This is a genomic window from Variovorax sp. P4_D9 (genome assembly GCF_056401695.1).
Genome location: NZ_JBFUIU010001403.1, coordinates 1 through 1,453, shown reverse-complemented (window position 1 = coordinate 1,453; position 1,453 = coordinate 1). Strand labels below are relative to the sequence as shown.

Sequence of the window (1,453 nt, the reverse complement as noted above, 5' to 3'; positions counted from 1 at the left end):
GGACTCAAGCAGGCGGTGGCCGCCGACGATATCGCTCGAGTCACCCTATTCGCCCACCGAATGGCGGGCGCCAGCAAGATGGTCGGTGCGCTCGCGTTCGCAGCCGCATGCGAGACCATCGAGCGCGCCAGCCGCAGCGGCGACTGGAAGGCGGTTCTCGCCGGCATGTCGGCGTTCGAGCAGGAACGGATGCGCCTGGCTGCTTATTTCGAGGGTCGCAAGGAAACGGCTTGACGGGCAAGTCCGTCCCGTTCAGTTACGTTTGCCGCATTCGCCGGTCACGCTGTCTCCGGACGACGATCCACATCTGCCGAGGCTCCTGGCCCGCTGACGCCCTCGTGCGCGAGCTACTGGCCCGCACGCGCCGCGCCTACGCGCAGCGCGGCGCATGGCCGCGCAAGCAGCGCGCGCTGACCAAGGATCCGCTGCAGGCGCTATTGGCCACCTGCGACGAGACCCTGCGCGGGCAACGCGACCGCGCCCTGCTGCTGTTTGCCTGGGCCACCGGCGGGCGGCGCCGCTCCGAAGTGGCCGCCGCGACGATGGCGTCGGAGAAAGTAAATCTGATACCGGCCACGCGCGCCGTTTGTCTCAGGGCGGCTGCTTCCGTGGTCCGAGATTACCGTCGCAAAAAAGAAAGTAAATCTGGTACTTCGCATCCGCGCAAACCAAATTCGATACTTCGCGAATCGAACGCCGCAAACGCTGCGTAAGGTGTTGGATCATTAGGAGTTTCGCGCCACGCTTCTCGACCCCGCTGGACGCGCCACGCCCGCGAGGTGCTTCGCTGCTCGAAGGCTTCAGCGCCAAACTGGCCAGACGGATCCGTCTGTTCGATCGTGCGACATTCGATCAGTGGCTTCGCCTGGAGGCGGCATTCTGGCTCGATGCACAGTTGCTGGATGCACCTTTTCGCTGCAAGCACTGTCGCAGTTGCTATTCCTCTCTCGGCTACGCGCCGCCGGCGATTTACAGGTGCCTTGCGCCAAAGTCGCGCGCCGCGGTGACGCGCGCCGCTATCGGCTGAAAGCCGTATGCGCTGAGCTGCCGAGCGCGCGTCAACATTGGCGGCACAGCGGCACAGCGGCACAGCGGCACAGCGGTATCACATTTACTTTCCGGAGTGGCCAGACCCTTGCTGCATGCGGCCTGGCCCGCGGAGGGGGCTCCCCAGCCCACGGGTAGTCACACTTTTACGGTCACGCTTGGAACGGATTTACTTTCTTCTACGCCTGGCCGACGGCGAGGCACAGCAGCTTCCCCTTGCCATCGTCCAGGCCGCCCAGCAGTTCTGGGACGTCGCCCGGCGCGAGGCCGACCAGGTGCAGCTCCAGAAGACAGCGGAATGGATCGTTTATGGCCTAGTCCAGCCAATTCCTCACAGGCCGTCGTCGCGCCTACAGGCGATCACCAATGCAGAGAGCGCAGCGCCTCCCGCAGCAGCGATCAGCAC

Annotated in this window: 2 protein-coding genes and 1 pseudogene; all 3 read left to right on the top strand. The window is 64.9% G+C overall.

Features of this window, described 5'->3' with window-relative positions; all coding sequences use genetic code 11:
* A partial coding sequence (locus tag AC1DY5_RS55425) for an Hpt domain-containing protein (protein ID WP_478122666.1) occupies positions 1-234 on the top strand: 234 nt, incomplete at its 5' end.
* A 95-nt stretch (positions 235-329) separates the two neighbouring features.
* A pseudogene (locus tag AC1DY5_RS55420) lies at positions 330-545 on the top strand (integrase); the annotation flags it as partial.
* Between the two features lie 660 nt (positions 546-1,205).
* A partial coding sequence (locus AC1DY5_RS55415; protein ID WP_478122665.1) for a hypothetical protein occupies positions 1,206-1,453 on the top strand: 248 nt, incomplete at its 3' end.